The following is a 6289-nucleotide window of genomic DNA, read 5'->3' as shown; positions in this document are numbered from 1 at the left end:
TTTTAGCATTCTAAAATACACACAGTAGAATGATTAAAATTCATCGAGAGTTCCATATGACCATTGAAAGATAAATTATAAACATATGAAAATAACCATTGTAGGGACAGGCGGCGTAGGCGGCTATTTTGGCGGGCGGCTGGCCGAGGCCGGTAATGATGTCACATTCGTGGCACGTGGACAACACCTCAAAGCACTGCTAAAAGACGGACTAACAGTAAAAAGTATACAAGGCGATTTTCACATTCATCCCGTCCGGGCAACCGATGCCATCGCCAAAACAACTCCGGCCGATCTGGTTATCATTGCCACCAAAGCCTGGCAAGTAAAGGACATAGCCCATCAACTATTACCGGTTATTGGTAAGGATACCATGGTATTACCGCTTCAGAACGGCGTTATGTCCAGCGAAGAGTTACGCGAAATACTGCCCCACGCAAACGTCCTGTCAGGCTTATGTCGTATCATCAGTAAAATTGAGGCACCTGGTGTTATAAATCATCTGGCTGTTGAACCAACCCTGATTTTTGGAGAATACAACAATCACAAAAGTGAACGTCTCGTGCCGGTTCAAACGACGCTTCAAAAAGCAGGATTTAAAGCCTTCATCGCGGACGACATACAGGCCGAGCGATGGAAAAAATTCATCTCCATCTGCGCCAGCGGCTGGCTGGCTGTTACGGGTGGCACCTATGGCGAAGTCTGTCAACAACCGGAGACCCATGCCATTTTACATCAACTGTATGCTGAAGTAGCCGAAGTTGCGCGAGCCTTAGGCATAAACATCCCTGTTGGATTTGAAGATAAAATAATGGCTGCCACCGAAGCCTTTCCCTTCAACTCAACAGCGTCTCTGACACGCGACGTATGGGAAGGGAGACCCTCGGAAATTGAATATCAAAATGGAACCGTTGTTCGCCTGGCACAAAAAGCCGGGATAAAAGCACCAATCAATCAATTTATTTACCACTCCCTGTTGATTAAAGAGCGCAAGGCCAGGAAACTTAAAACGACAGATTAAATTCAGCACCGTGGCCATAATCACTCGCCTATTAAAGTAATAATTACGTAAGCTGCTTCCACGTTAAATCATGGAAAACCAATGGCAGGAAGCCCCGTCAAATAAATGCAAACAAATGACTACATTTATGTCAAATAAAAATTAATCATACAACCAGATAGCGTCCAATCGCAGTCGTCTTAAAAATAATTTAACAGAATGCCCATTGGGCTTTTAATTAACTTTAAACGCAAAGGCTACCCGGTCAAAGCATTACAAAAATGGAAAATGCAATAAAAATAATTGAGTCGATAATTGAACCTACAATTGTATTGTTTGCTTTTGCAATCCTTTTAGTTTTAAACTCATGGATCTTTAAACAACTAAAATCAACAGCATCCAACGGAAATATCACCAAAGGCGCCATTTCATTTATTTTAACCCTCGTCGGCATACTGGCATTTATTTTAGTTCTGCCAATAGATAAATCGCTAAAGGGACAAATACTAAGCTTTCTGGGTATTATTATCAGCGCCGGAATTGCTTTAAGCTCAACAACAGTTCTCGGTAATCTCATAGCCGGAATCATGAATAATTCAATGAATCGCTTTAGAAATGGAGACCTTATAAAAATAGGAGACTTTCACGGAAGAGTTATTAAAAAAAGCATTTTTCACACAGAGATACAACTCGAAGACAGTAATTTCATTACTATTCCAAACCTATACATTGCAAATAACCCGGTAAAACTAACACGTAAATCGAATACAGTGATTTCAACTTCTGTTTCATTGGGATATGATTTATCCCGCGTTACAATTGAAGAGACCCTAAAAGACGCTGCGATTGCCACCGGACTGACCGACCCTTATGTTTATATTACAAACTTAGGTGATTTTTCCGTGATCTATAAAATTCATGGATTTTTAGATGATAGCAGCAAATTTTTCAGCGTTAGTTCTCTTCTTAATGCAAATGTAATGGATAAACTTCATGAGAATAATATAGAAATTGTTTCACCAACATTTATGAATCAACGACGTGTTGATGAAAAAAATTTCATTCCAAACCAAGTAGCGGAAAAAAAAGATTCAAGTGATGAGAAATCCCCGGAAGATTTAATCTTTGATGAAGCCATAAAATCTGAAAAAATAGAAATAAAAAAAGACTATCTCAAAGTCATTGATAATAAACAGGACGCTTTAAAAGAAAAATTAAAGGACCTAAAAGATGATATCGGGATAAAAAAAATAAAATCAATCATAAAAAGAAATGAGGCATTAAAAGAGCAAATCAAGAAAAACATAGAAACGCAAATTGAGAAAAATAAAGATTCCTCAGTCTAGCCATATCCATTGAACCAGGCCAGTTAGATGCGCCCAAAAACAGAAATTGAGTCACGCGGTTAATTTGCGTCAATCCAACCAATAAAAAGAAATACCATTAAAATTGAGAAAAAATGAAATTGAGAATTAGGGTACTTTGTTTTGCCATTCTTTCAACTTATATCATAAGCTGTCAACAACAAAAGGAACAGTTCATTGCTCTCGATGGACAAATTCTCAGTAAAGATGATGCAAGCAACATTGCAATGCCATATTTACAAATAACCCATCCTGAACCATCAACAGGAACGATCGTATTTTATCCAGGTAATGGGTGTGAAAACGATTCATTGACGGCCCTGTTTACTGAAATGCAATTTTCGGTTGCGACATTAAAAGGCCACAACATCAAATTAGCCGATGCAATTAATGCGTATCGCTTAATTAAATCAGAAACAAGGCTAAAACTCAATACCAATATAACCAGTATAATTGGCTCTTGTGACGGTGCCATACTTGCTGCACTAACCGAAAACGAATTAGACGAAGCTGAACGTCCTGACAAATTAATACTGGTTAACCCCACCAATTTCAGCAAAACAACAGAAGGCACCGTTTTTCCTGTCATAAATCCACCGTTAAACACAAAAACGGAACTATTATGCATTATCGACACAACCATCCTCAACGAAACAGCATCCAAAGCAGCTAATGAATATACTAAAACATGGATTGGCTACGACGGTATCGCTTTTCGTACAGAAATAGTGAATAACCGACAACCAGCTTCTTTAAATGAAAAATATATTGAAGCTTTAACATCATTTTTGAATGGAAAAATGATTTTCACAAAAGAAAAGGTTAACCCCGCTGCTGTTTCTGTTGAAGGTTATTACCCGCAACGTCATGCCGAAAAAATAAAACTGCTTAAAAATCACAAATACGATTTGCTGTTTGTAGGCAACTCAATAACGCACAACTTTGAAAAACCGCAGTATCAAAAAGTATGGAACAAATATTTTGGTTCACGCAATGCCATTAACTTAGGTTATTCTGGTTATCGCACCGAAAACCTTATCTGGAATATTCAAAATGGAGAACTGGAAAATCAATCACCTAAAGTGATCATTCTCGAAATCGGCACCAATAATATTGATGAAAAAAATTATCCAACGCGTCATACAGCGAATCAGCTGGCCGGTGGAATAGAAAAAATAGTGACAATATTCAGGGAAAAATGTCCCGATTCAAAAATCATCCTGCTTCGTTGTTTCCCGGGATGCTATGGCGGTCCAAACCCCACATCGCATCGCAGAATACTTGAACGAGCTTCCGATATTGTTTCTCATTTGGCCGATAACGAACACATTTTTTATTGCGATGTCAACCATGTCTTCCTTAATATTGATGGTTCAATCAACCATGATTTAATGTCCGACTGGTTACATCCAAATCCGAAAGGAGCCGAATTATGGGCACAAGCCATGGAACCGTTGCTCTCCAAATTAATGCAAGATAAACCACGCAACGACAAAAAGCCCTCAAATACAGCCATTATTCCAACGTCAAAGCTCGAAGACGATAGTTATGACTGGTGGGAAAGACACAACGATGTTCTTAAAGTAAAAGATTCTCTAAATCCGGAAATCGTATTAATAGGAAACTCCATCACACATTTCTGGGGTGGCAATTATCCCCCTTTAAAATATTTCGATGGAACAGACAGAACGCCCAATGGCCCGGAGTCATGGAATGCGACATTTGGCCACCATCGCGTATTAAATTTAGGGTTCGGATGGGACCGTACCCAAAATGTTTTGTGGCGTTTGGATCAAGGCGAACTGGATGCCCTTGATCCAAAATTGGTCATCATACACATCGGCACCAATAATACCAGTGAAACAAAAAATGCCCGCATGAACACGGCTTCTGAAATAGTCGAAGGCATTCAGGCTGTTTGTATGCGCGTAAGATCGAAAGTTCCCAGAGCTAAAATTATTTTAATGCAAATAATGCCTCGTGAAAAAATGCCTGACAACCCGCGTCGAATATTAATAAATGAAACCAATCAGATACTAAAGAAATTTGCAGATAAAAATGATATCACATTACTGGATATTAGTTCCCAAATGCTTACTTCAGATGGTGTGCTAACAAAAGACGTCACGCTTGATTTCTGCCATCCAAACGATGCGGGATATCAAATTTGGGGTAATGCTTTGCGCCCATATATCGAGCGGATAACAAATGACGAGTTATCAATTCTGCCATAGTGAAACTGGAGAACCTCCAACCCAGAAAATAATAACCGGACATTCTAAAACAAAGAGACAACCTATAATGTGTCCCAATTTATAACAGTCTGACAACCTTACACAACATCATTTCAAAAACGCAACCCTTTTCACGCAAAGACTCTTATTTCATTTCATTTTCAGGTTGATGAAATAAGAGTAACTTTGAGCGCTAAAATTTAACATTATGACATTTGCGGATTTTAATTTAAATACCCCTTTGCTAAACGCCATCACCGACATGGGAATGACCACCCCTACACTAATACAGGAGCGCGCCTTTTCAGTCATCATGTCAGGTAAAGATGTTTTGGGTATCGCCCAGACAGGTACCGGAAAAACAATTGCCTATCTGCTGCCGTTGTTACGCATGTGGAAATACACAAAAACCAAAGAACCGCAAATTGTCATTATGGTTCCCACCCGCGAACTCGTGGTTCAGGTTGTGGAAGTCGTTGAGAAACTTTCGACCTATCAAAGTCTGGTAGTCAAAGGCGTGTATGGTGGCGTTAACATGAAAACCCAGGCTCTGGAAATTGCTGATGGCATGGATGTTTTAGTAGCCACTCCAGGCCGCTTGCGCGACCTGGCACTTGATGGCTTTGTGTCACTCAGAAACGTAAAAAAATTGGTTATCGACGAAGTTGACGAAATGCTCGATTTAGGATTTCGCGTTCAACTATCGTCAATTTTCGATATAATCCCCGCCAAACGCCAAAATTTACTCTTCTCAGCCACCATAACGCCGGAAGTGGAAGCACTTATTCAAAATTATTTTACATCGCCCCAAAAAGTGGAAGCCGCTGCCACCGGCACCCCCCTCGATAACATCACCCAGCAGGCCTATGTTATACCCAATTTCACCACCAAACTGAATCTGTTAGAATGGTTGCTTGGCCGTCAGGAAGAGATGACGCGTGTATTGGTATTCTGCGCCACTAAAAAAATGGCCGATTATGTTTTCGAAAAATTAGAACCTCTTTTTAATGAAGAGATAGGCCTCATACATTCGGGCAAAGCACAAAACTACCGCTTCAGAATGGTGACCGAATTCCAGGGCGGCGAACGTCGCATCCTCATCGCCACCGACCTTGTTTCAAGAGGTTTAGACATCTCAAACGTCAGTCACGTCATCAATTTTGACTTGCCGGACGACCCGGAGACCTATATTCACCGCATTGGCCGTACAGGCCGTGCCGATGAAAATGGTGATGCCATCAGCTTTATTACACCACGCGACGAAGAAAAAAGACTGGAAATTGAAATATTGATGAATATGGAAATTCCTAACTCTGAACTACCCGAAGACCTGGAAATTTCTGATCTGATCACTGATTTCGATAAGAATAAGGTGAAAATGAAAAATGTATTGATTAAAACACCTAAAGCGTCGCAATCGGGCCCCGCATTTCAAAAAAAAGCAGCACACAATCAAAAGACCAATAAAAAAGTGAGGCGTGCTGACCAGATGAAAGCTAAATACGGAAAGCCCAAAACCAGAGGACAGAAACGGAAATAAAACGTTATACCAAAGCTAACGGCAATATGCCAAAAAAAATAGCGAAAGGTATTATTGAAAAACCATCAAAATTTTCAATAAGCAAAACTTACAACAATCACTTTTTTGCATCCGGTTCAAAATGTATATCTTTGCACGTTAAAAAAAGATT

The 6289-nt window shown here is 39.8% G+C and carries 4 protein-coding genes; all 4 read left to right on the top strand.

All coding sequences use genetic code 11. From position 1 onward, the window contains the following. Positions 1 to 85: 85 nt before the first annotated feature. Positions 86 to 1021, top strand: coding sequence for a ketopantoate reductase family protein (locus tag ACT3CD_RS11970; RefSeq protein ID WP_444645867.1), 936 nt, complete (start codon positions 86 to 88; stop codon positions 1019 to 1021). Between the two features lie 260 nt (positions 1022 to 1281). Beyond that, positions 1282 to 2346, top strand: coding sequence for a mechanosensitive ion channel family protein (locus ACT3CD_RS11965; RefSeq protein WP_444645866.1), 1065 nt, complete (start codon positions 1282 to 1284; stop codon positions 2344 to 2346). A gap of 113 nt (positions 2347 to 2459) precedes the next feature. Then, positions 2460 to 4598: a GDSL-type esterase/lipase family protein gene (locus tag ACT3CD_RS11960; protein ID WP_444645865.1), complete on the top strand. Its 2139-nt coding sequence runs from the start codon at positions 2460 to 2462 to the stop codon at positions 4596 to 4598. A 208-nt stretch (positions 4599 to 4806) separates the two neighbouring features. Continuing rightward, positions 4807 to 6138, top strand: a complete 1332-nt coding sequence (locus ACT3CD_RS11955; RefSeq protein WP_444645864.1) for a DEAD/DEAH box helicase — start codon at positions 4807 to 4809, stop codon at positions 6136 to 6138. Positions 6139 to 6289: the final 151 nt, after the last annotated feature.

It is taken from the genome of Geofilum sp. OHC36d9 (assembly GCF_052400685.1).
Classification (GTDB): domain Bacteria; phylum Bacteroidota; class Bacteroidia; order Bacteroidales; family Marinilabiliaceae; genus CAZHHH01.
The sequence above is the reverse complement of the archived record's forward strand: the minus strand, read 5'-3'. Positions and strand labels throughout refer to the sequence as shown.